At 73.7% G+C, this 22,169-nt stretch carries 18 protein-coding genes; 12 read left to right on the forward strand and 6 right to left on the reverse strand.

From position 1 onward, the window contains the following. Positions 1 to 360: 360 nt before the first annotated feature. A complete protein-coding gene (locus tag OG928_RS30730; protein WP_406289794.1) occupies positions 361 to 1,494 on the forward strand; it encodes a DUF2637 domain-containing protein in 1,134 nt (377 codons plus the stop codon). A gap of 151 nt (positions 1,495 to 1,645) precedes the next feature. On the opposite strand, the gene OG928_RS30735 is transcribed toward OG928_RS30730, so the two are convergent. Beyond that, positions 1,646 to 2,230, reverse strand: coding sequence for a hypothetical protein (locus OG928_RS30735; RefSeq protein WP_406289796.1), 585 nt, complete (start codon positions 2,228 to 2,230; stop codon positions 1,646 to 1,648). Further along, positions 2,224 to 3,618, reverse strand: a complete 1,395-nt coding sequence (locus OG928_RS30740; protein WP_406289798.1) for a protein kinase domain-containing protein — start codon at positions 3,616 to 3,618, stop codon at positions 2,224 to 2,226. The genes OG928_RS30735 and OG928_RS30740 overlap by 7 nt, the downstream gene beginning before the upstream one ends. Positions 3,619 to 3,815: 197 nt before the next feature. Here OG928_RS30740 and OG928_RS30745 point away from each other — a divergent pair, with 197 nt between their 5' ends. Together OG928_RS30745 and OG928_RS30750 are read left to right on the forward strand one after the other, a co-directional pair. After that, positions 3,816 to 4,043, forward strand: coding sequence for a hypothetical protein (locus OG928_RS30745; protein WP_406289801.1), 228 nt, complete (start codon positions 3,816 to 3,818; stop codon positions 4,041 to 4,043). 129 nt (positions 4,044 to 4,172) lie between these two features. Further along, the gene (locus OG928_RS30750) at positions 4,173 to 4,727 is read left to right on the forward strand and encodes a phosphoribosyltransferase family protein (RefSeq protein ID WP_406289803.1); all 555 of its coding nucleotides are present in this window, start codon (positions 4,173 to 4,175) and stop codon (positions 4,725 to 4,727) included. 41 nt (positions 4,728 to 4,768) lie between these two features. Here OG928_RS30750 and OG928_RS30755 read toward each other — a convergent pair whose 3' ends face one another. Continuing rightward, complete coding sequence (locus OG928_RS30755; RefSeq protein ID WP_406289805.1) at positions 4,769 to 5,131, reverse strand: WhiB family transcriptional regulator; 363 nt, start codon at positions 5,129 to 5,131, stop codon at positions 4,769 to 4,771. 425 nt (positions 5,132 to 5,556) lie between these two features. Between OG928_RS30755 and OG928_RS30760 the strand changes: the two genes are divergently transcribed. The 7 genes from OG928_RS30760 (at position 5,557) to OG928_RS30790 (ending at position 17,333) form a co-directional block, all read left to right on the forward strand. Further along, positions 5,557 to 7,446, forward strand: a complete 1,890-nt coding sequence (locus OG928_RS30760) for a penicillin-binding transpeptidase domain-containing protein (RefSeq protein WP_406289808.1) — start codon at positions 5,557 to 5,559, stop codon at positions 7,444 to 7,446. A 250-nt stretch (positions 7,447 to 7,696) separates the two neighbouring features. Continuing rightward, positions 7,697 to 7,927, forward strand: a complete 231-nt coding sequence (locus tag OG928_RS30765) for a hypothetical protein (protein WP_406289809.1) — start codon at positions 7,697 to 7,699, stop codon at positions 7,925 to 7,927. A gap of 120 nt (positions 7,928 to 8,047) precedes the next feature. Then, complete coding sequence (locus OG928_RS30770; protein ID WP_406289811.1) at positions 8,048 to 8,548, forward strand: hypothetical protein; 501 nt, start codon at positions 8,048 to 8,050, stop codon at positions 8,546 to 8,548. Between the two features lie 183 nt (positions 8,549 to 8,731). After that, on the forward strand, positions 8,732 to 10,144 hold the full coding sequence (locus tag OG928_RS30775; protein WP_406289814.1) for a HEAT repeat domain-containing protein: 1,413 nt from the start codon (positions 8,732 to 8,734) through the stop codon (positions 10,142 to 10,144). A gap of 109 nt (positions 10,145 to 10,253) precedes the next feature. Then, positions 10,254 to 11,801 carry a hypothetical protein gene (locus tag OG928_RS30780; protein WP_406289816.1) on the forward strand — a complete coding sequence of 516 codons (1,548 nt, stop codon included), beginning with the start codon at positions 10,254 to 10,256 and terminating at the stop codon, positions 11,799 to 11,801. Then, positions 11,798 to 12,646: a hypothetical protein gene (locus OG928_RS30785; RefSeq protein ID WP_406289819.1), complete on the forward strand. Its 849-nt coding sequence runs from the start codon at positions 11,798 to 11,800 to the stop codon at positions 12,644 to 12,646. Before OG928_RS30780 ends, OG928_RS30785 begins: the two co-directional genes overlap by 4 nt. Before the next feature lie 103 nt (positions 12,647 to 12,749). Continuing rightward, positions 12,750 to 17,333, forward strand: a complete 4,584-nt coding sequence (locus OG928_RS30790; protein ID WP_406289821.1) for a hypothetical protein — start codon at positions 12,750 to 12,752, stop codon at positions 17,331 to 17,333. 238 nt (positions 17,334 to 17,571) lie between these two features. Here the strand turns inward: OG928_RS30790 and OG928_RS30795 are convergent, their stop codons facing one another. Continuing rightward, positions 17,572 to 18,102, reverse strand: coding sequence for a nuclear transport factor 2 family protein (locus tag OG928_RS30795; protein WP_406289823.1), 531 nt, complete (start codon positions 18,100 to 18,102; stop codon positions 17,572 to 17,574). An 88-nt stretch (positions 18,103 to 18,190) separates the two neighbouring features. Between OG928_RS30795 and OG928_RS30800 the strand changes: the two genes are divergently transcribed. After that, positions 18,191 to 19,318: a serpin family protein gene (locus tag OG928_RS30800; RefSeq protein ID WP_406289825.1), complete on the forward strand. Its 1,128-nt coding sequence runs from the start codon at positions 18,191 to 18,193 to the stop codon at positions 19,316 to 19,318. Positions 19,319 to 19,362: 44 nt separating this feature from the next. Here the strand turns inward: OG928_RS30800 and OG928_RS30805 are convergent, their stop codons facing one another. Further along, a complete protein-coding gene (locus OG928_RS30805; protein WP_406289828.1) occupies positions 19,363 to 19,953 on the reverse strand; it encodes a helix-turn-helix domain-containing protein in 591 nt (196 codons plus the stop codon). A gap of 37 nt (positions 19,954 to 19,990) precedes the next feature. On the opposite strand from OG928_RS30805, the gene OG928_RS30810 reads away from it, so the two are divergent. Further along, complete coding sequence (locus tag OG928_RS30810) at positions 19,991 to 21,331, forward strand: MFS transporter (protein ID WP_406289831.1); 1,341 nt, start codon at positions 19,991 to 19,993, stop codon at positions 21,329 to 21,331. Here OG928_RS30810 and OG928_RS30815 read toward each other — a convergent pair. Continuing rightward, on the reverse strand, positions 21,252 to 22,055 hold the full coding sequence (locus OG928_RS30815; RefSeq protein WP_406289833.1) for a sugar phosphate isomerase/epimerase family protein: 804 nt from the start codon (positions 22,053 to 22,055) through the stop codon (positions 21,252 to 21,254). The genes OG928_RS30810 and OG928_RS30815 overlap by 80 nt on opposite strands. Between the last annotated feature and the right edge of the window lie 114 nt (positions 22,056 to 22,169).

The following is a 22,169-nucleotide window of genomic DNA, read 5'->3' on the forward strand; positions in this document are numbered from 1 at the left end:
TTGGTAGTGATCCGTTTGCCTCTTTCTTGTGTTTCTTGAGCTGTTTCCACCGACTTCTCGGAATTGAGTCTGTCGGCCCTTCCCTATTTCTCCCAGAGCATGCCGATCGTGTCATGCCAATTTCGATCGAATGTGATCTTGGACTAGCGTGTGCGCGGAAGTGCAGTACGGTCGAGCGTCGCCCTAATTGGCGCAGTGGCCTGTTGGGGTCGCACGGGCGGCCGAAAAAGTGGTTGTGCAGGGGAATGTCCTGTCACCCACACGCGGGATATCCGGTGGATTCGACCCGCACCCGGCGAATTTCCGCCAGTATGGGGCGCCGCGCAATCGGATCAGGAACGGGAAGCGAGGCAAAGCTCGTTGGAGATCATGGGTGTACCCCTGGCCTGGGCCCTCGTCGGCTTGGCGGAACTGGTCGCCCTCATGGCGCTTGTGGCGTATCTCGTCGTCCGACGCCGCAAGGACGTCGTGACGGACACCGCCGAAGGGTCCGACAACTGGGAGCGTGAGCAGGACCGTCGACGTCGCAAGGAACTGTTGTACGGAGTCGCCTCCTACACCTTGCTCTTCGTCTGCGCCGGCGTCGCGGCCGCACTGTCGTTCCACGGTCTCGTCGGCTTCGGTCGGCAGAACCTCGGGCTGTCCAACGGCTGGGAGTACCTCGTGCCGTTCGGGCTCGACGGAGCGGCCATGTTCTGCTCCGTGCTCGCGGTGCGCGAGGCCAGCCACGGTGACGCCGCACTCGGTTCGCGGATACTGGTCTGGACGTTCGCGGGCGCCTCGGCCTGGTTCAACTGGGTGCACGCGCCGCGCGGCGACTTGCACGCGGGCGCGCCGCAGTTCTTCGCCGGCATGTCGCTCTCGGCGGCCGTGCTGTTCGACCGGGCGCTCAAGCAGACCCGTCGCGCCGCGTTGCGCGAACAGGGCCTGGTGCCCCGCCCGTTGCCGCAGATTCGGATCGTTCGGTGGTTGCGCGCCCCGCACGAGACGTTCAACGCCTGGTCGCTCATGCTGCTCGAAGGCGTGCGCACCCTCGACGAGGCCGTCGAGGAGGTCCGCGAGGACAAGCGCACCAAGCAGGACGATCGCGAGCGTCGGCGGATCGACGGCAAGCGCGAGCGGGCACAGCTCAAGGCGCTGAGCCGCGGGGACGGTGGCGGTGGCGGCGGTGGTGGCCACTTCGGCCGTCGTGGCGCCGCTCGCCAGGAGATGGCCGCGCTGCCGGGAGGTGGCGGCTCCGAAGCACTCTCGGAGCCTGCTATAGCCGGAAACGACGTTTCCGGCCACGGCGGCTCAGCCGATTCGCACAATCCTTCCGGCCGTCCGGCTATTGCCCCCTCCGCGCGAGCGGGTGATCTCCCGGCGGCAGGCGGTGGCATCGACTCCGAGCGGCGCGACGTCATCGACCTCACCGCCGAGGACGACACCATGACGCTGCCCCGGCTGGACTCGCTGGAGCGCAAACTGAAGGACCTGGAGCGCCAGTTCGGCTGATGCCGGACCGCGCGATCCGCCGCGATACCGAACGAGGGGCACCCGGCCGAGCCGGGTGCCCCTCGTCGTTGCCGCAGGGATGATGTCGGGTCGGCCGGGCGGCGCCGCGCGGGGTGCCGCTGTCGGTGCTCCCGCCGCGGCTTCGGTGCCGTTACGGCCCGGCGGGCAGCAACACGCCGTTGGGGCCCGGGACATAGCGGGTCGTCACGTCGGGGATGTCCACGTAGGACTGGATCCGCAGCAGCACGCCGTCGCCCACCGTCCAGCGGGTCGCGACCGCCTGCGGATCGGCGGGCACCGCGAGCGCGGCCACCGCGATCGGCGTCGCGTTCGCGAACCGGAACAGCTGGACCAGGTGCGTCGCGGGGCCACCCGCGCCTGGGGAGCGGGTCAACACGACCACCACGGCGGGCCCGCCGTCCAGGCTCGCCGGGATGACGTCGCCGAGCGTCACGTGGTCGCTGCCGACCTCGGCCGCGCCGTCGGCGAGGGTGACGGTGGCGCCGCCGGCCGACGGGTCGGCGTAGGTGCGGTCCGACCAGTCGGCGACCGGGATCGTGCCCTGCGGCGGAGCGATCCGGGACGTGCCGGCGGGCGGCGGCTGCGGCGGCTGCGGCTCGGCGGCCGAGGCGGCCCGCCCGGGCTCCTCGTCGTCGCCGCCGCCCTGGAACGCGGCGATCGCGAGCGCGGCGATCGCGGTCACCACCACGAACACGATCAACTGCTGGATCAGCAACCGCCGTCGGTCCTCGGGCCGGCGCCGCCGCAGGTGCCGGCCCCGGCACGCGAGCGCGGACCGTGGTCGACCCGGGCGCCCCGCTTGGGCTCCGGACGCTCCGGCGCGGCCCCGCGCGGCGGCTCGGTCCGGTCGGTCCGTTCGGCGCGGGGCATGTCGTGCCGGTCCGAGTCGTGCCGCCCGGGGTCGCCCCGACCCGCGTCGTGTCGCACGGCGTCGGGTCGTCCCGAGTCGTGGCCGCGGGCGTCGTGCGCGCGCGTGTCGTGCCGGCCGGACTCGTGTCGGGTCGGCTCGTGCCGACTCGGCTCCGGGCGGGTCGCGGCGCGGCCCTCGGCCGACGGCCGGCCGGAGTCCGCACGGCCGGCGGCGGAACGGTCGCTCGCGCGGGTGTCCTCGTCCCGGCGCGACCCCTCGCGTCGAACCGCCTCGCGTCGAACCCGGTCCCGCTCGCGCGGCGCGGGCGAGCCGGCCGCCGCGGCGACGTCGTGCCGGCCCGAGCCGACGCCCTTGGTCGCGGCCGGCGCCGTCGGGGCCGCCTCGAGGCCGCGTGCCGGCGTACCTCGTTCGGCCTCGCGCTGGCGCGCGATCGCCGCCAGTCGGTCGCGGACCTGTTCGGCGGACGGCCGCATCCGCGGGTCCTTGGACAGGCACGCCGAGATCAACGGCACGACCTGCTCGGGTACTCCGTCGAGATCCGGCTCCTCGTGCACGACGCGATACAGCAGCGCGTCCACCGGTCCGGACCCGAACGGCGGAGCCCCGCGTCCGGCATAGGCCAGCGTGACCCCGAGCGCGAACATGTCCGTCGCGGGCGTCACGGTCTGCCCGCGCACCTGTTCGGGGGCGAGAAATCCCGGTGAACCCACGGCAGTTCCGGTGACGGTCAGGGTGCCGGCGCCGTCCGCGTACGCGATGCCGAAGTCGATGATCTGCGGCCCGTCGGGGGACAGCAGAATGTTGGACGGCTTCACGTCACGGTGCACGACCCCGACCGCGTGCACGGACACCAGGCCGTCGGCCACCGCCGAGCCCACCCGGGCCAGGTCCAGACAGCCCAACGGGCCGCGCTCGCCGACCCGGCGCTGGAGCGAGGGGCCGGGGACGTACACGGTGGCGAGCCAGGGCCGGTCGGCGCCCGCGTCGGCGTCCACGAGGGCGGCCGTCCGATTGCCGCGCACCATCGCCGCGGCGGCCACCTCGCGGGCGAACCGCGAGCGGAACTCCGGGTTGCCGGCCAGCTCTTGGCGGATCAGTTTGAGCGCGACCTTCTTGCCGTGTCGGTCCACGCCGAGGTAGACCACACCCATGCCGCCGGCCCCGAGACGGCGCAGCAGCCGATAGGACCCGACGATGCGCGGGTCCTGCCGTCGCAGCCGCACCATCGTCATGTGTGCCCGGTCCCCTCGAGTGTCTCCGTCGTCCGGGCGTCGTGTGCTCGGATCCCCTGTGCGACACACGTTAGAGGAACCCCGGGGCCCGGCGCGGTAAGGCGCCCCCGAGTCGGGCCGAGACCACCCCCGTCGATGGATCGGTCGATGTCGGACCTGTGCGAGAAGATGGATGTAATCGGTCGAAGGGGGCGCATATGAAGGGCGATCGGGTCGAGATAGTGGTCGACGCCGGCGACAGCACCAAGACGTACGAGATGACGGCGACGCGCGCGGGGCGGCGGCTGGAGGTCGCGGTCCGCCGGGGTGTCGTCGAGGTGAGCGAACTGACCCGCACCGGCGGGGTGGTGCGCACCGCGCGGTTCATGGCCAGCCGCGTGCTCGCGCTGGTCGAACAGCCGTTGGACCGCCCCGAAGCCGACTGACGCGGCGTCTCGGCCGTCGGCTCCCGCGTGCCGCCGGGACCGCACCGGTACTCTGTCCGGTCGAAGATCCGGACGTGCCGGTGCGGGAACGGAAGGCGGTACCCGGGAGTGACGATCCGTCAGGCGAGCGTGGCAACCATCGCGCGGCGACTGGTGGACGCGTTCGCGTGGCGCGAGACCTCGGTGGGCACGTTCGCCGACCCGTCCGGCTGGTGGCACGATCCCGAGGTGCTCGCGATGCTCGGGCCCGGGCTCGGCGCGCTGCACGAGGACGCGCGGCCGACGCTGATCGTCGGCATCGAGACGCGCGGACTGGTCCTGGGCCCGATCACGGCACTGCACCTGGGCGTGGGCTTCGTCGAGATCCGCAAGGACCGGCGGATCGTGGGCGACGCGCAACGGCCCGCCGACGACCCGATGCTGCGTGCCGCCACCCCGCCCGAATACCAGGACGGCGGCCTCACGTTGGTCGTGCCGGGCCGGTTGTTCCGGCCGGGTGATCGGGTGCTCCTGGTCGACGAGTGGATCGAGACGGGCGCGCAGGCCAGCGCCGTACGGCGGATGGTCACCGAGGCCGGCGCCGAGTGGCTCGGCGCGGCGGTGGTGGTCGACGCGTGCGAGCCGCACGTGCGAGCGCGCCTCGACGTGCGCGGTCTGCTCCGCGAGGACGACCTGCCGGCCTGAACCCGGTCGCGCACGCGGGTCCGACGGCGTCCGACGAGCGGTCACGCCGCCGTCGTGGTCTCCTCCCGCTCCCGCTCGTGTCCCTGGTCCTGTTCCTGCTCTCGCAACAGTGCGGCGCGTTCGGTCTCCCCGAGACCCGCCCACACGCCGCGGCGTTCCGGAACCGACATCGCGTGTTCGTGGCAGCGCCGTCGCACGGGGCAGGACAGGCAGACCTTCTTCGCGACCCGCTCGCGCGCGCGGCGCTCGCCGGGCCGCTCCTGGTCGTCGCCGAAGAAGAGGCCGGCATCCAGCCCCTTGCATGCCGCGTCCTCCTGCCACCCGTAACGCGGTGGTGTCGGTATCGCGATCCGTGTGGTCCCCATCGCCCCGTTCTCCTCCTGCTCGACGGTGCCAACGGCCATATCGGAGCCCCCGGCCAGGCGGGCCCTCATGTCCCTATCGACGCATCGGACCTGAGACCGGTTTCCTTCCGCCGGGAATTCGGCTCCCGCCCGGGCAGGGTTGAGGGCTCTCCCTCACGCCGGACATTTCGCCCGATCCGCCGATCGGGCGCACAACCGGTTCGGCGACCGGTTGGCCGAGGGCTTCACCGGCGACTTCACCGAAGGCCCCGACGACGGCCTCGACGACGGCTCGGCAAAGTTGCCGGCGGGTCGGGCGAGGTTCGCGGATGAGATCGACAAACGGTGTGACAAGCAGATCAACAACCGGGTCACAAGTGGGTCGCACACGTGCCCGATGGCCGAACGCGCTCGGCCATCCGGGTAGCGTGACCGATGACCTTCGGCGGGCTGCCGGGGGTTCGTGGACGTTCGGGAGGAATCTGGTGGGCAGCAAGATGCGGCGGATCCCGTCGGCCGTGCCGTTGGCACTGTCCGTCGTCGTGGTGGCCGCGCTTACCTCGTGCGGTGGCGGCGACGACAAGAAGGACACGTCCGAGACCACGGCCCGGGACTTCCTGGCCGCGTGGCAGGGCGGGGACCTGGCGAAGGCCGCGTCTTTCACGGACAACCCCACCACGGCGCAGCAGGGTCTCGACACGACGGGCAAGCAGCTCGGCGTCGTGAAGGCCGAGTACAAGGCGGGCGTCTACGTCAAGGGCAAGGACGGCGCGCCCGCGACGCTCGCCTACAACGCGACGCTGACCCTCAAGGGCGTGGCCGACCCGGTCAAGATCGAGTCGATCGTCCCGGTGGTCACCGCCGACGGCAAGACGCGTGTGCACTGGACGCAGACCATCGTGCACCCCCAACTCGCGGACAGCGGCAAGATCAAGCGCGAGCGCAAGCTGCCCACGCGCGGCGAGATCCTGGATCGCTCGGGCAAGGCGCTCGCGACCTCGACGCCGGTCGTGGTGCTGTCCCTGGACCCGAGCAAGATCAAGAACCCGGACGCGCTCTACAGCGCGCTGTCGGACCCGATGTTCGACCTGGACATCCCCAAGCTGAAGGGCCGGGTCGCCGCGTCCGACCCGAAGCAGGCGGTCTCGCTCGTGACCCTGCGCAAGGAGAAGTGGGACAACGGCGGTCAGGTCAAGCTCGCGGGTCTGGCGGAGATTCAGGTCAGGGAGAGCACCCAGCAGGCCAGCGACGTCGCCAAGCAGATCGTCGGCACGGTCGGCTCGGGCGACAACGCGGACCTGCTCAAAAACGCCGACCCGAGCGCGTCCGCGACCGACGCGGTCGGCGCGTCCGGGCTCCAGTTCCGGTACGAGAAGAAGCTCGCCGGCACCGCCGACCTGAAGATCACCGTCGTCGACGCCGGCGGCGTGGCCAAGGCCACCCTGGTCGACGTCAAGGGCAAGCCCGCCGAGCCGCTGAAGACCTCGCTCGACCCGGCCACGCAGAAGCGGGCCGAGGAGGCGCTCAAGGCGGTCACCGGCGGCAAGAACGCCTCGATGGTGGTCATCGACGCCAAGACCGGCGGCATCCTCGGTGCCGCGAACACCCCGGCGAACGGCGACAATCGCGCCTTCACCGGTCGGTACCCTCCGGGCTCGACGTTCAAGACGGTCTCCTCCGGCGCGCTGCTGAAGGCCGGCCTCAAGCCGACCGACAAGGTGCCGTGTGAGAACACCCTCGTGGTGAACGGCCAGACCTTCAAGAACTACGACGGCCTCAAGCCGATGCCCGACGCGCTGTTCCAGGACGACTTCGCACAGTCCTGCAACACCGCCTTCATCGGCAACCGGGGCAAGATCGAGAACGACACCCTGAACAAGCTCGCCGAGCAGCAGTTCGGGATAGGCGCCAAGTGGGACGTCGGCACCGTGACGTTCGACGGCTCGGTCCCCGCGGCCAACGGCGAGAACGACAAGGCCGCGTCGATGATCGGCCAGGGCCGGGTGCTGGCCAGCCCGCTCGTGATGGCCTCGGTCGCCGCGACGATCGCGTCCGGCAAGTTCAACCAGCCGGTGCTCACCCCGGACGACGTCCCCGGCCGGGCCAAGTCGCACGACCTGGACCCGGCGATCGCCGGCCAGCTCAAGGCGCTGATGCAGGGCGTGGTGGCCAACGGCTCGGGCAAGATGCTCCAGGGCATCCCGGGCACGGTCGGCGCCAAGACCGGTACCGCCGAGTTCGACGAGAAGGGCGAGACCCTCACGCACGGCTGGATGATCGCCTTCAAGGACGACATCGCGGTCGCGGTGCTCGTCGAGAAGGGCGTCTCCGGCGGCAGTGCCGCGGGCCCCGTCGTGAACGCGTTCTTCCGCTAGTGCCGCGCCGGAAAGGTTCGCCGAAACCTTTCCGGCCCCGCACCGGTCCATCGCGTCCCCCGGACCGACCATCGGCAACAGGCCCCGGCGCGCGACGCGTTCCGGGGCCTTTCGCTGTGTCCGGGCGCGCCCGCGCGCACTCCTTGTGCCACCCGAGACACCTGGACACCGACCTGGCGCGATGCGAGCGTGAGAGCCGACCGGCAATGACAGCGGCGATCGTTTTCGCTCTCCGAAGGGAGTCGACGTCATGTCGAACAATGTCACCCTGGTGGCCCGGGTTCCGGTGCTGCCCTCCGCCGACGCGGATCGACCGATCGAGCTGAGATTCGGCCCGCACACCGACGCCGAGGGCCGGCCCACGAACGAGTGGACCGTCGAACGACTGACCCCCGACCAGGCGGCCAACCTGGTCGAGGACCTGGCCGCCGTGCTCGGCCTGAGCGTGGTCGGCCCGGTCGACCTGCGCGTGGTGTCCTGACACGTCGTATCGCTCACCCGTCCCACTCGCGTGGCGCGCTCGTGCGCCGTACGGGTGGGACGTGCGCGTGCGGCGGCACTTTCGGGCCGGCGGGCCGTGCGGGCGCCCCACAATGGCCGCGTGACCAGCAAGACGAAGGAACAGGTCGGCGCGCGGGAGCCGGTCGACGGCCAGGAACCGGGCGAGGGCACGCAACCCGTCCACGGACCGGAACCCGTGCCGGGACCCGGGCGGGACGCGGATCCGGGCGCGGGGCCCGGCCCGGCGCTCGTCCCCGCGCCCGCGCGCGCCCCGGACGCCGCCCCGACCGCCGCCGTGGTCGGCGAGCGGCGCAAGGAGGCCGACCCGGACCCGCAGGGCCCGCGCGTCCGGATGAGCCTGCCCGACGGGCAGTACCTGGAGGTCACGCTCGTCAGCTGGCACCAATACCGCGACGGCACGTGGCGCGCCCGCGTGCGCTGGCCCGTCTGGGGGGCGTACGGCTTCGGCGCGGACGTGCAGACCAAGGCGTGGGCGATGGAGTCGTTCGTCCCCGCGAGCGTGCTCGGCCCGCTCGACGGCCAGGATTACGGCAGCCCCCGGAGCGATCGCCCGCGCGTCCAGGTGCCCAGGCAACAGTGACGCGCGGCCCGCGCCCCGGGCGGCGCCCTCGCACACCCGGGTACCGTGCACGCGAACACCGCGAGTACAGTTCATAGCTTCCGGTGACGAAACCGCAACGTGGTTTCGCCGAAACTTCGGGCAACGGGTACATGTGTCCTAAATCCTGTTGCTCCAGGGTTGCCGGCCATTGATGCTTGCGGCATGTTCGATCCGGTCATCACCTCGCATGACGCCCTCCTTGGCCTGCTGCGCAGCGGCCACGGTCAGGGCGCCCGGCGGGCCCTCGTCGCCGACCGCGTCGCTGTGCTCGACGCGCTCGACGGCTGTGTGGTCCGCGATCCCCGTGCCGTTCCGGCCACCGAGTCGCGTTCGCTGTACTACGCACGCTTGTACACCGACCTCGACGCCGGCCTCGACGGCCTCGCCCGACATCTGCTGTGTGACGACGACTGGACGGACGAGGACGCGGACCGTACCGCGCTCCCGCTGGCCGTCCTCGGCACGCTCGCCCGACTGGGTCGCGCCGACGCGATCACCCTGCTCCGGGACTACGTCAAGGAAGGCCGCGACTGGCCGGAGGCGCTGGATCGCCTCGCCGCCGTCGGCGACGACGCGGCCCTGGACGGCATGCTCGCCGTCGTCCTCGAACGCGGCGAGGTCGACGACCTCCACGACTGCGTCAAGCGTTCCACCGGCATGCGCCCCTGGCGCACGTGGGCGGCCGAGGACGAACGGGTGCGCGCGATCGTCGAACAGGTCGACCTCGACTGGTGGCGCTGGGAGCTGACCCGCTCCGTGAAGCAGCCGGCGAACCCCGTCGCACCCGCCCAGACCGTCGACCAGGTGCTCGCCGAGGCCGCCGACGGCCCCCGACAATCCCTCGCGTGCGGACGCCGACTGGGTGCCGTCGCCGGACCCGAACACCGCGGCGCGATCCTCGCCGCCGCGTGGGCCGGCCCCGACGGCGCGAGAGCCGCCGCGCTGAGATACCTCGGCGAACAGGGCGACGGCGCGCTGCTCGACCTCGCGGAAGGCGCCCTCGCGCCCGACGCGCCGTCCGTGGTGCGGCTCGCCGCCGCGCATGCCATCGGCGGCCTGCGCAGTCCCGTCGCCGTCCGGCGGGCCCGCGGCTGGGTCGGCCGCGGCGATCTGCTCGGCGAGGTCGCCGTGCGGATACTGGCCGGCGCCGGCGAGCACGCCGACGGCCCGGTCCTGGTCGACGCGTTGCGCTCCAGGGTCGCCGACGCGAGCTTCGCGGGCCGCCCGATCGCCGACCAGGCGGGCCACTTCAGGCTCTGCGACCTGGTCGCCGGGATAGGGCGCCTCGCCCTCGTCGACGCCCTCGACCTGGTCCGCGGCGTCTACAACGACGCCGACTCCGCCGGACTGCGCGCGAGCGCGGTGCACACTCTCGCGCGCATAGAGCCCTCGTTCGCCGCCGGGACAGCCGTGGAAGCCCTGTGGGACTGCCAGGCCGACACCCGACTGATCGCCGCGCGGCACGTCGACGCGCGCCGCCCCGAGGCCGCGACGCGCCTGCGCCGGCTCGCGGGCGACCCGGCCGAGCACGACGAGGTCCGCACCGTCGCCAGGGCCAGGCTGAGCGAGATGTAGCCGCGCACACCGCCGGACCCGCGCCGGACCCGCGCCGGTCGCACGTGCGGGCCCACCGGGGGTGGGCGGACGCCGAAGCTGTCGGCCGAACGTCCTAGGCTCTACTCCCATGACCGTTTCCGCCCGAGCCGTCCTGCCCGGGGAGCTGCCGCCGACCTTCGGCACGGCGCCGCCCCCGGGCCCGGCGGCGCACCGCTCCGGGGTGACCGAGGAGGGCCTGGCCCGCCGCCTCAAGGCCCTCGCCTGCACCGCGCCCCTGCACGACCTGGAGGCGCGCAAGGCCAACCTCGCGGGCGAGTACACGGTCTACGCCATGGCCGAGCTCGGCCTGGCCGCGATCGACCTGGTCACGGTCACGATGGACTTCGACACCGGGGCCGACCACGACGAGATCGTGGCCCGACTCCGGCCCCGGGTCGCCGCGCAGGCCCCCGGGCGCGACCCCGCCGAATACGAGCGGGTCGCGCGCTGGGTCCTGGAGAACCTGATCAACGTCGGCAGCGTCGACCGCGGCTTCCGCGCGGTCTACGGCATGTGGACCCGTGAGGGTGAATACATCCGGCGCGACTACGACTTCAAACTGCTCGAAGAGGTCCCCGGACCCGACGGGCACATCTTCCTGCGCGCGACCGACGAGGCGATCAACGTCCTGGTCGGCGCGCTCGACACCGACGTCACCAGCGCGCAGATCGCCGCCGACGTCAAGCTGGAGCACCTGATCCGGCGCGGCCGGCTCGCCGAGGCCAGGTTCGCCGCCGAACAGGCCCGCTACCGCACCGTGCAGTACGCCGAGACGCTGCGCCGCGCGCTCGACGCGACCCGGCGCAACGTGCGCGCCGTCGACTGGCTGCAGGCCGTGCCGGACCTGATCGACGAGGCGTTCGAGCACGTCGCCGACCGCTACCGGCACGAGAACGCGATCCTGATCAACATCCGCCGGGCCCGCGACGAGGCCGAGGAGAGCGAGCGCAAGCGCAGCGCGGCCGAACTCGTCGACATCGTGCAGGACTGCATCCGCCGGCACACCCAGTTGCAGACCCGGCTGATGGAGGCCGGTCCGCTCTTTCGCGCCGAGCAGGACCGGCAGGCGTTCGCCGCGCCCGCCACCCGCACCGGGCTCGACCTGTACGGGCAACTCCTGCGCCCGCTCCTGGAGTTGCCGGTCGGCGACGCGCGCCGGGTCACCGACCGGTTCTTCACGGCCGGCACCGGCCTGCGCACGCCCGTCGCGGTGCGCCTGCACGATCTGACCGAGCTGCTGCTCACACCGCCCGCGCCGCGCGACCACCTCGGCGCGGAACTGCCCGAGCCGGACGTGTCGCTCACCCCCGACGACAGCCGCTACAGCGAGCGCCAACACGACGCGGCGGCCGCGCTGCTCGACGTCGCGCCGGACGCCCCGCGCCGGCTCTCCGGGCTGCTCGCCGAGGCGCGCGAGACCGACCCCGATCTCGGCTACCTCGTCGCGCTGCTCGCCTTCCACGCGGCGTCCCCGCCGGTGGGCACCGCGCTGCGGCAGGGCGACCGCACGCTGCTCGTGGCCGTCGACGACGGCACCGAACTCGACGACCCGGAGGTCGGCGGCGCCGACCTGATCATCGGCACGGCGGTCCTGACCGGCGCGCGACCCGAGCCGGAAGGGCACGACCCCGCATGAACGAGACCACCACCGACGCCGCGCCGATCACGTCCGCCGACGTCGGCGACGCGGCCCGCCTGGTCGCGTACGGGCTCCAGCCCAAGCTGCTCCCCGCGCGCGACGCCGAATACGCCGACCTGATCCGCAGACATCGCGAGGACCCGCGCTTCGCGTCCCTCGCGGCGGCCGTGGCGGCCGGTCTGGGGCTGGTGGTCCTGGAGGTCTCGCCGCGGGCGGGGATGGCGGTGACCGCCGCCGAGGACTCGGTGTTCGCGGTCCGGATGGGCGACTACGCGCGCCGGGCCGGCACCGAGTCGGCCGACCGCTTCCTGCACGGGCTCGCACACCTCGCGGTCGCCGCGATGGCCTTCCCGCGCCCCGAGGACCTCGCCGACGACGCCTACGTGGGCCGGCTCAGCGTGCACGGAGTGGACGCGTTCGTCCGCCAGGCCTGCCGCCGCCTGGAGGAGCGCGCCGAGCAGGGCGGCGAGATCAGCGACCCCGCGGTGGACGCGCCGGGCCTGGAGGTCGCCTGGCGGGTGTACGCGCGGCGCAGCGCCACCGGCGCGACCAAGGACGCGCGCCGACTCGCGGCGTCCACGGTCGGCATCGTCGCCAAGGCGGTCGCGTTCCTGGTCGACTCCGGCTTCCTACAGCGGGTCTCCGACGACGGAGGCGGCACCTACCGCACCACCGCGCGCTACCAGCTCCAGGTGCGCGACACCGCCGGCTCCGCCGCGATGTCGGAGCTGCTCGAACTCGGAGTGGTCGCCGTGACCGACGGCAGCCCGAGCCTGTTGGCCGCCGCGACCGACGGCGGTGAGTTGGCGCCCGGCGCCGGACTGCCCTTCCACGGGGTCTGAGCCCCGGGGCCGCGCCCGACCGGGCCGCATCGCCCACCATCCGCCGTGTGTTCGTCCTTGCCGGGCACTTCGACGCCCCTCGACCAGAGAGATTCGACCGCCGATGTACGAGCTGTCCCGGGTCCGCCTGTTTTCCATCGGGCCCGCCGGTGCGCGTTACGCCGACACCGTGCTCGACCTGCGCGGGGTCGGCGAGCCCGTGCCCGATCCCGCGCCGCGCCAGGCGCAGCTGTTCGAGGGCGAGCCGGTCGGCCCGCCCCGGCGGCCCGCGCCCGCGGGCGTGCTGTTCCTGGAGAACGGCGGCGGCAAGTCGGTCCTGCTCAAGCTGATCTTCTCGGTGATGCTGCCCGGCCACCGCAACACGCTCGGCGGCGCGAGCTCGGGCGTGCTGCGCAAGTTCCTGCTCGCCGACGACTGCGGGCACGTCGCGCTCGAATGGCAGCACGTGCTCACCGGCGAGACGGTGGTGGTCGGCAAGGTCAGCGAGTGGCGCGGGCGGCAGGTCTCGTCCGATCCGCGCAAGTTCGCCGAGAGCTGGTACTCGTTCCGGCCCGGACCCGGGCTCACCCTGGACGGGCTGCCGGTCCAGGTCGGCGGGCGACGTCGGACGATGCGCGGGTTCCGCGACGCGATGACCGAACTGCACAAGGCGTATCCCGACGTGGACGTGGTGTGGGAGGAGATCCACGACCGCTGGATCGAGCACCTGAACGCGCTCGGCCTGGACCCCGAACTCTTCCGCTACCAGCGCGAGATGAACGCCGACGAGGGCGAGGCGGCCGGCCTGTTCGCGGTCAAGAACGACGCGGACTTCGTCGACCTGCTGCTGCGCGCGGTCTCCGACACCGCGGACACCGACGGGCTCGCCGATCTCGTCGACGGGTTCGCGGTCAAGCTCGCCCAGCGGGCCGAACTGACCGCCGAGCGGGACTTCGTCGAGGGCGCGGTCGAACTGCTCGACGCGGTGAGCGAGGCGGCCGGGCAGCGGACCAGGGTACGGGTGGCGTACCGCGGCGCCGAGGACGCCGCGCGCGGCCTCGGTCGCGAACTGGGCGCCCGGGCCGAGCTGGAGCGCGTGCGAGCGGCCGAACTCGCGCGCCGGGTCGCCGAGTCCGCCACCGCCGTGGACGTCGCCGAGCGGGCCCGCGCGCACGCCGCGCTGGTCACCGCCGAGATCACCCACCGCCACGCCGGCATGCGGCTCACCGGCGCCGAGAAGGACGCCGCCCGGCTCAAGCGCGAACTGAGCGACGCGCGCGGCCTGCACTCGGCGTGGCTGGCGACCGAGGCCGTGCTGCGGCACCGCGCCGCGGTGGACCGCTCGGAGCGGGTCGACGTCGCGATCCGAGCCGCCGAACGGGACGCCGCGCCCGCGCTCGCCGCCCGCCAGGAGGCCGCCTCCGCACTCGTGCGCGCGCTGCACGCGGCCGCCGCGGGGGCCGAGGGCCGCGCCGACACCGAGGAGCGCCGGGCCGGCGAACTCCAGGACCGCGGCGAGCGCGCCCAGCGGGCCGCCACCACCGCCGCGACCGAGGCGCAGCGCACCCGCAGCGAGGCGGCACACCTGCGCGGCCGGCTCGCCGAGGTCGGCGCCGAACTCGACCTCGCGGTCGAGGCGGGCTGGATCGACGACGACGGCGACCCGGCCGAGTCCGCCGCGCGCGCCGCCGACGAGGAGAAGGCCGCCTCCGCCGCGTGGACGCAGGCCCGGGCCGCCGCCGAACAGGTCGCCGCCGCCGTGCGCGACGCCGAATCGGCGCGCGGCCGGGCCGAGCTCGCCGCCGCGCGTGCCGCCGACCGGCTCGGCGTCGCCGAGGCCGATCTCACCGCCGTGCACGCCAACGCCGCGGCGCTGGCCGCCGAGCCGCGCGTGCGCGAACTGGTCGGCCTCGAAGCCGACATCGCCGACGAGGAACAGGCCGCGCTCGCCCTCGACCGGGCCGCCGACGTGCTGCGGGAACAGCTCGCCGAAGCGGTCACCGACGGCGAGCGCACCCTGTTCCAGCTGCGCACCGACGCCGCCGACGACTCGCGCATCCTGGCCGCGCTCGGCGACGGCGGGCTGCTGCCGGCCGGCCCCGACGTGCTCGCCGCCGTCGAACTGCTCGGCGAACACGGCATCCCGGCGCTGCCGGGCTGGCGCTACCTGGCCCAGTCCGTGCCCGCCGAACGGCACGCCGCCGTGCTCGCGGCCCGGCCCGGACTCGTCGACGGCGTCGTGGTCACCATGAACAACGCGATGGACCGGGCCCGCGACGTGCTCGCCGAGGCCGCGCTGCTGCCGCGCTCGGCGGTCGCGGTCGGCACGCCCGACGCGCTGCTGGCCCCCGGCGACGACCGGCCCGACACCTTCCTGGTGCCGCCGAACCCCGCGATGCACGACGAGCGGGCCGCGGACACCGAGCGCGACGCGCTGCGCCGCCGGGCCGCCGAGCGGCAGGACGCGATCCGGATCCGGGCCGCGCGCCTGGAGGCCGACCGCGCGCTCGCGGGCCGGCTCGCCACGTGGCGGGCCGCCTGCCCGGCCGGGCACCTGGGCGCGCTGCTCGACGCGGTCACCGAGGCCCGGACCGAGTCGGCCGCCGCGCAGGCCGCGGGCGAGGCCGCCGAGATCGCGGCGGCGAGCGCCGAACAGGCCCGCGCGCGGGCGGTCGACCGGCGGGACCGGCGGATGGACGCCGCGCAGACCGCGCGCCGCCGCGCCGACGCGCTCGCCGGGCTGGCGTTCCGGCTGCGCGAGCGGGCCGGGTGGTCGCGCCGGATCCGCGAGTTGGAGCAGGAGACCGCCGAACACGAGGGCGCAGCCGAGGCCGGCCTGACACTGACCCGCACCGCGGACGAGGACCGCCGGCAGGCCCAGCGCTCCGCGGACGACGCCCGGCGCACCGCCCGCGCGCTGCGTGAGGAACGCGCCGAGATCACCGGCGCGCCGGCGGATCAGGCCGCCGACGCGGTCGCCGACGAGGCCGCCGCGCGCGCGTCGCTGCCCGCGCTGCGCGAGGCGTACCGCACCGCCCGCGCGCTGTACGAGAAGGTCGGCGTCGGGGCCGACCTGCGGGCCGAGCAGGCTCGCGCGGAGAGCGAGGAGTCGGCGGCGCAGGGCACCCTCGACCGGCTCACCGCGAAGGTCCGCCGGCAGGCCGCCGAGCTGCTCGACGGGTTCGACGGCTCGGACGGGCCGTCCCGTCTCGCCGCCGCCGGGCGCGCCGAGGATCAGGTGCGCACGCTGGAGGGCCGCGCCGACGCCGCGAGCGAACTGCTGGGCCGCCTGCGCGGCGAGGTCGAGCGGCACGCCCCCGCCGAGGGCCGCGAACACCACATCGACCTGCCCGAGGAGCGGCGCCCCCGGGACGGCGCGCACGCGCACGAACTGCTCCGGGCCGCCGGTGCCGAGCACGCCGCGTGCACCGAGGACGTCACGGCCGCGCGCGAGACGCACGGCCGCCTGGCCCGCGAGCACACCGACGCCGACCACGCCGCCGGTGCGTTCGGCGAGGTCGCGGCCTCGCTCACGGACACCCTCCCGGCCCTGCCGGCGGACCCGGACCAGCCGGCCGCCACGCCGTTCGCGGGGCCGCCGGCCGACGCGCGCGACGCCGCGACCACGTGCCGGCGTGCGCTGCGGGCCGCCGCGAGCGAGCTGTCCGCGGCCGAGAGCCAGGTCCGGGACCGGACCGAGACGCTGGTCCGGCACGCCGGGGCGACCCGCTTCGAGCAGGTCCGGATGCCCGCGCGGCAGCAGATCCGCGAACTCCCGCTCGTCGCGCTGGCCGAGCACGCGCCGGCCTGGTCGGCCGCGTTCGCGCCGCGGCTGCGGGTGCTCACCGACGAGCTGCGGCAGATCGAGCGCAACCGGGACAGCATCGTCGACCGGATGCGCGGCATGGTCGAGGCCGCGCTGACCACGCTGCGGGCCGCGCAGCGGCTGTCCCGGCTGCCGGAGGAACTGGGGGAGTGGTCCGGCCAGGAGTTCCTGCGGATCCGCTTCGAGGAACCGGACGCGGCCGGGCTGGTCGAGCGGCTCGGCGAGGTGGTCGACGAGGCGACCCGAACGATCAAGCGGGGCAGGGACGGTGCGGTCGGCGGCGTGCGCCGGGACGGGATGACGCTGCTGCTGCGCGGCGTGCACGCGGCGCTTCGGCCGCGTGGGGTGCAGGTCGAGATCCTCAAGCCGGACTCGGTGCTGCGGGCCGAGCGGGTGCCGGTGGGGCAGATGGGCGACGTGTTCTCGGGCGGGCAGCTGCTCACGGCCGCGATCGGGCTGTACTGCACGATGGCCGCGCTGCGCTCGAACGACCGTGGCCGGGCCCGGCATCGGCACGCGGGGACATTGTTCCTGGACAACCCGATCGGGCGGGCGAACGCGTCGTACCTGTTGGAGTTGCAGCGGGCGGTCGCGGACGCGCTCGGGGTGCAACTCGTGTATACGACGGGGCTGTTCGATACGACGGCGCTGGCGGAGTTTCCGTTGGTGGTGCGGTTGCGCAACGACGCGGACTTGCGGGCGGGGTTGAAGTACATCTCGGTCGAGGAGCACTTGCGGCCGGGGTTGCCTCAGCCGCAATCTGCGGATGCGGCTCGGATTGTGGGCGAGATTCACGCTACGCGTGTGTTTCGGCGGCCGCATGGTGACGTGGTCGGGCCGGTGGAGCTGCCGGGGGGGCGACCCGGGGTCAGCGTCCCCTAGCGGGGTGGCCGGCCTGCGGCCCGCTGTCCTCAAGCGCCGGCCGGGCTACTTGGCCTCAAGCGCCGGCCGGGCTGGGTGGCCTCAAACGCCGGCCGGGCTTGGATGTGGGCCGCGTTGGGCGGGTCGGTTGGGCTTGCGCGTTGGTCGGGTTTCTTGGCCTCATGCGCCGGCCGGGCTGAGTGGCCTCAAACGCCGGCCGGGCTGGGTGGGCTCGAACGTCGGCCGGGCTGAGAGGGGGTTATGTGTTGGGCCAGGGGGCGTAGATCGCGTCTGTGTGGTTTCGGTGGCCGGTGCGCATGGTGGTGGGGATGGGCCATTGGGTGGTGGGGTCGTCGATTTTGATCCATTCCGTGGTTGCGACTCTGTGGGCGATGCGCCATGTGCCGTCTCGGCGGGCGAAGTCGTCGATGTAGCGGAAGCCGGTGATGAGGTTGCCGCGTGGGGAGGGGTCCGCGCTGCGGTGGAAGGCCATTCCGTACGTCTCCGAACGGGCGAGATCAGGCGTGTCGTCGCGGAAGTCCACCAGGTGGTTGCCGGTCAGATGCATGGTCGAGGTGTACCGGGGGAGCAAGCGACCGATCCACGCGAGGTATTCGTCCACGGTGCCGGCGAAGCTGCCGTGCTCGTCGTGGGCGTCCGGGTGGTAGCACGCGCGGACCGCTTCGAGGTCCATCCGGTCGATTCCCCGGCAATACCGCAACACCACGTCGTGGATCGCCTGACGGTCGATCAGTCTGCGCAGTTCCACGTCCCCGCCGAAGTCGTTCATGGCACACGACACTACGGTCGGGAGGCATACATCCCCTGAGCCAGGGGACACCGACAACTTCAGAGCCGCCGACGACAAGGGTGATCACATGGAACCGGCGCTGCGCGAACACGCGGGCACCGTACGGGAACTGGCCTCGCGCTGGCTCGACTCGATGCTGAGCGATCCGGTCGTCGTCCAGGCCGGCGGAGACGTGGTGTGCTCGCCCGTCGGGCTGTGGCTCGCACTCGGCGCGGTGGCCACCGGAGCCGAGGGGGACACCGCCGAGGAGTTGGCCGACCTGATCGGCGTCGCGTGGCGCGAGTCCGCCCCGGTGGTGACCGCCGTCGCGCGCGACCTCGCCGGGACCGATTCGCTCGCGGTCGCGACGGGGGTGTGGAGCCGGTCGCCGCTGCACGAGGGATACCGGATCGCGCTGCCGGACATCGGCTTCGGCCGGCTCGCGGACCGCGCGGGCATCGACGCGTGGGTCGCGCGGGCCACCGGCGGGTTGATCGAGGAAATATCGGTCGACGTCGACGAGTGGACTCGGCTGGTCCTGGTGAACGCGCTCGCGCTCAAGGCGCGCTGGCGTGACGAGTTCGACGCCGCGGACACCCGGGACGCCTGGTTCCACGCCGCGGACGGCACGCGCGTCGAGGTCCCGATGATGCGGCGCGAGGTGCCCGCCGCCGATGTCTGGACGATCGCCGGTCGGGACGGCGAGGTCACCGTCGTCGAGCTGCCGTGCGCGGGTGAGGACCCCGCGCGCGTGCGGTTCGCGCTCGGTCCGCGGGGCGCCCCGCCCGCTTCGGTGATCACCGCGGCGTGGGCGCCGCGGGACACCGGGGTGCCGTACGAGGGCGAGGACGTGGAGGTGCGACTGCCGCGCTTCGAGCTGCGCACGCGCCTGGAGGTGGTTACGCACCTGATCGACCTCGGCCTGGATCTGGCGCTGCACGCGGCGGCGGACTTCGGCGGCATGAGCGACGAGCCCGTGCACATCGACCAGGTCGTGCAGCAGTCCCTGATCCGGATCGCGGAGGAGGGGGTCGAGGCGGCCGCGGTCACCACGATCATGTCGTGGATGAGCGCCGGCCCCGAGCCCGAGCCGCGCCGATCGGTCTCCTTCGACCGCCCGTTCGCGTGCGTCGTGACGGACACGTCCGGCTATGTCCCGCTGTTCGCGGCGTACCAGGCCACCGCGCCCGAGGACGCACCGGATCAGGGGTTGTGACGGTTCGTCGGCTCGACCGACCCGAACGGCGACCGGCAGCGCCGTCAGGGCTCCTGGTAGCGGGGGTCTCGCAGGCCCGCGTAGACCACCGTCATGGTCAGTCGGGCCGGGGTGGGGTGTGGATTTCGGTAGGTGTGTGGGCGGTCGCCGCGCATCCGTAGGGCGTCGCCCGGGCCGATCGTGAAGGTCGCGCCGCCGACCTCGACGGTGGGCGTGCCCTCGTGCACGTGCAGCAGCTCGCGGGTGCCCGCCGGGTGCGGCTCGGCGTGGATCTCGTCGTTCGGCGCGAGGTGGAGGTCCCACAGCTCGGTGAACGGGGCCGTCGCGTCGTTGATCAGCAGGCGGAACGTGCTGGCGCGACCGCCGGGGCGGGTCGGCGCGTCGGCGGCGCGGGCGACGTGGCCGAGTTCGTCGGGGGGTTCCACGAGTCGGCCGATCGAGACCCCGAGGGTGGCCGAGACGCGGGCGAGGGTCGCGATGCTCGGGTTGGTCCGGCAGGTCTCGATCTGCTGGAGCATGTTGCGGCTCACCCCGGAGCGGGTGGCCAACTCGTCGAGCCGCCAGCCGCGGGCCTGCCGGGCGGCGCGCAGATTGGCGGCGAGCGTGTAGCCGACGGCTTCGGCTGGATCGGTCATGGCGTGATTCTGTCCTTGGGTTCAAAATACTGTGTCCATGACACAGAATATTGTTCTTGGTGGGCGGGGGCCCGTCCGGCGGCTGCTGGGCGTCGGGCTCGTCGACTACCTGGGGGTCGGACTGTTCGTCGCGTTCTCCGCCGTCTACTTCACCCGGATCGTCGGCCTGTCCACGGGCCTGGTCGGGATCGGCCTGGGCATCGCGGGGCTCGTCGCGCTCGGCGCCGCCGTACCGATCGGCCGACTCGGGGACCGCTGGGGGGTACGGCGCACGCTCGTCGGGCTGCACCTGGCGCGTGCGGCCGGTACCGCCGCCTACGCGGCCGTCGGCGAGTGGTGGGGCTTCCTCGCGGCCGTCGCCGTGGTCACCACCGCCGACCAGAGCGTCGCGGCGCTGACCCAGGCGTTCGTGGCCGAACTCGCGGAGGGCGCCGAGCGGGTCCGCACCCTGGCCGCCTACCGCACGGTCGCCAACCTGGGCATCAGCGTCGGCGCCCCGCTCGGCGGCCTCGCGGTGGGCCTGGAGGACGAGGCCGCGTTCCGCGTGGTGGTCCTGGTCAACGCCGCCGCGTTCGTCGCGGTCGCCGCACTCCTGACGACCATCCCCGCGCCGGCCCCCTCCCGGGCCGCCCCGAGGCCGGACGCCGCGCCGGGTCCCGTGGCGCCCGGTCGGGCCGCGCTGCGGGACCGGCGGGTGTGGGCGCTCGCCTCGGTCGACACGCTGCTCCAGCTCTGGTTGCCGGTGCTCAACCTCGGCATCCCGCTGTGGCTGATCGCGCGGGGCGGGTCGGCCGCGGGTTGGCTGGGCGCGCTGTACGCGGTCAACACCGTGCTCGCGGTGCTGCTCCAGGTGCCCGCGGCCCGCCTGGCGACATCGGTTCGGGCCGCGCGGCGCTGCCAGGTCGCCGGCGGCGGACTGCTCGCGGCGGCGTGCCTGGTGCTGTGGTCGGGGCAATACACCCACCCGGCGGTCGCGTTCCCGGTCGGCATGGTCCTGCTGTCGTTCGGCGAACTGATCGCCGTCTCCGCCGCCTGGACCCTGTCCTACGCGATCGCGCCCGAGGACCGGCGGGCCGAGTACCTCGCGGCGTTCGGCATGGGCCGCTCGCTCGGCCGCCACGTGCTCGGCCCGGTCCTGGTCACCGGCCTGCTGCACACCGTCGGCGGCCGCATGTGGGGCGTGCTGGCCGCGATCTTCGCCGGCGCGGCCGGCGCCACCCTGTTCGTCCGCCTGCCCACCGACCCCACGCCCGACGCCACGCCCGACGCCGCGCCGGAGCGGGCCGCCCGAGCCCTCGTCAGGCCCAGAACCGGCCCACCGCCGCCCGTGCGGCGCTGGCGTACTCCGCCGGGCCCAGGGCGACCAACTCCGGGTTGATCACCTCGACGCTCACCGGGCCGTCGTACCCCTTGGCCGCCAAGGCGTCCCGGAACGCGCCGAGATCGAAGACCCCGTCCCCCGGCATCACCCGCCGCGACATGCACTCGGTGTAGAGGTCGGCCCCGGCCGGCAGCAGTTCCGGGTGGTCGTCCACCTGGACGTACGCGATCTCCGCGACCGGCAGCGCGGCCGGCGTCTCCCAGGTGTCCGCGCCCTGGAAGAAGTGCCACGCGTCGACCAGGACACCGGAGTTCGCGGTGCCCGCGTGCGCCACCAGCGTGCGCGCGTCCGCGATCGTCGCGATCGGGGTGAACGGCAGGAACTCGACCGCCGCGCGCGCGCCGGCCGCCGCGACGATCTCGGCGCAGCGCGCGAACAGGTCCGCGCAGCGCGCGTCCGGCGGCGACACGACCATCCCGAGCGCGAACGCGGACCCGAACGCCGCACACGCCTCGGCGACCTGCCGCGCCCCCGCGAGCGCGGCGTCCTCGTCCTCGTCCACCACGAAGCCCAGCATCTCCGGGCAGCCCAGCCCCGCCGCCGCGACCTCGGCCGCGAGCTCCGCGAGCGGCCGCCGGTACCCGAGCACGGTGAACACGTCGAGCCCGATGCCGTCGAACCCCGCGGCGCGGACCGCCGCGAGCAGCTCCGGCAGCGGCACGGGTTCCTTGGCCCCGGCGAAGGGCGAGAAGGCGAAGGTGTTGAGGCACAGGGTCGACATGGCGCCTGACGGTACATCAGGAACCGTGCGTTCCCGGGGCCTTCGTTCGAGAATCCGAACAGGCATCCGAACGGGCATCCGAACCCCGCGGGACGCGGCCGACCTCCACGCGGC

The organism is Embleya sp. NBC_00896 (genome assembly GCF_045207785.1).
Classification (GTDB): domain Bacteria; phylum Actinomycetota; class Actinomycetes; order Streptomycetales; family Streptomycetaceae; genus Embleya.

Excerpts from the sequence above, each read along its gene's own strand:
- OG928_RS30740 (WP_406289798.1), bottom strand. The coding sequence starts at position 3,618 with ATGACGATGGTGCGGCTGCGACGGCAGGACCCGCGCATCGTCGGGTCC.
- OG928_RS30745 (WP_406289801.1), top strand. The coding sequence starts at position 3,816 with ATGAAGGGCGATCGGGTCGAGATAGTGGTCGACGCCGGCGACAGCACC.
- OG928_RS30755 (WP_406289805.1), bottom strand. The coding sequence starts at position 5,131 with ATGGCCGTTGGCACCGTCGAGCAGGAGGAGAACGGGGCGATGGGGACC.
- OG928_RS30765 (WP_406289809.1), top strand. The coding sequence starts at position 7,697 with ATGTCGAACAATGTCACCCTGGTGGCCCGGGTTCCGGTGCTGCCCTCC.
- OG928_RS30775 (WP_406289814.1), top strand. The coding sequence starts at position 8,732 with ATGTTCGATCCGGTCATCACCTCGCATGACGCCCTCCTTGGCCTGCTG.
- OG928_RS30780 (WP_406289816.1), top strand. The coding sequence starts at position 10,254 with ATGACCGTTTCCGCCCGAGCCGTCCTGCCCGGGGAGCTGCCGCCGACC.
- OG928_RS30785 (WP_406289819.1), top strand. The coding sequence starts at position 11,798 with ATGAACGAGACCACCACCGACGCCGCGCCGATCACGTCCGCCGACGTC.
- OG928_RS30790 (WP_406289821.1), top strand. The coding sequence starts at position 12,750 with ATGTACGAGCTGTCCCGGGTCCGCCTGTTTTCCATCGGGCCCGCCGGT.
- OG928_RS30795 (WP_406289823.1), bottom strand. The coding sequence starts at position 18,102 with ATGAACGACTTCGGCGGGGACGTGGAACTGCGCAGACTGATCGACCGT.
- OG928_RS30800 (WP_406289825.1), top strand. The coding sequence starts at position 18,191 with ATGGAACCGGCGCTGCGCGAACACGCGGGCACCGTACGGGAACTGGCC.
- OG928_RS30805 (WP_406289828.1), bottom strand. The coding sequence starts at position 19,953 with ATGACCGATCCAGCCGAAGCCGTCGGCTACACGCTCGCCGCCAATCTG.
- OG928_RS30810 (WP_406289831.1), top strand. The coding sequence starts at position 19,991 with ATGACACAGAATATTGTTCTTGGTGGGCGGGGGCCCGTCCGGCGGCTG.
- OG928_RS30815 (WP_406289833.1), bottom strand. The coding sequence starts at position 22,055 with ATGTCGACCCTGTGCCTCAACACCTTCGCCTTCTCGCCCTTCGCCGGG.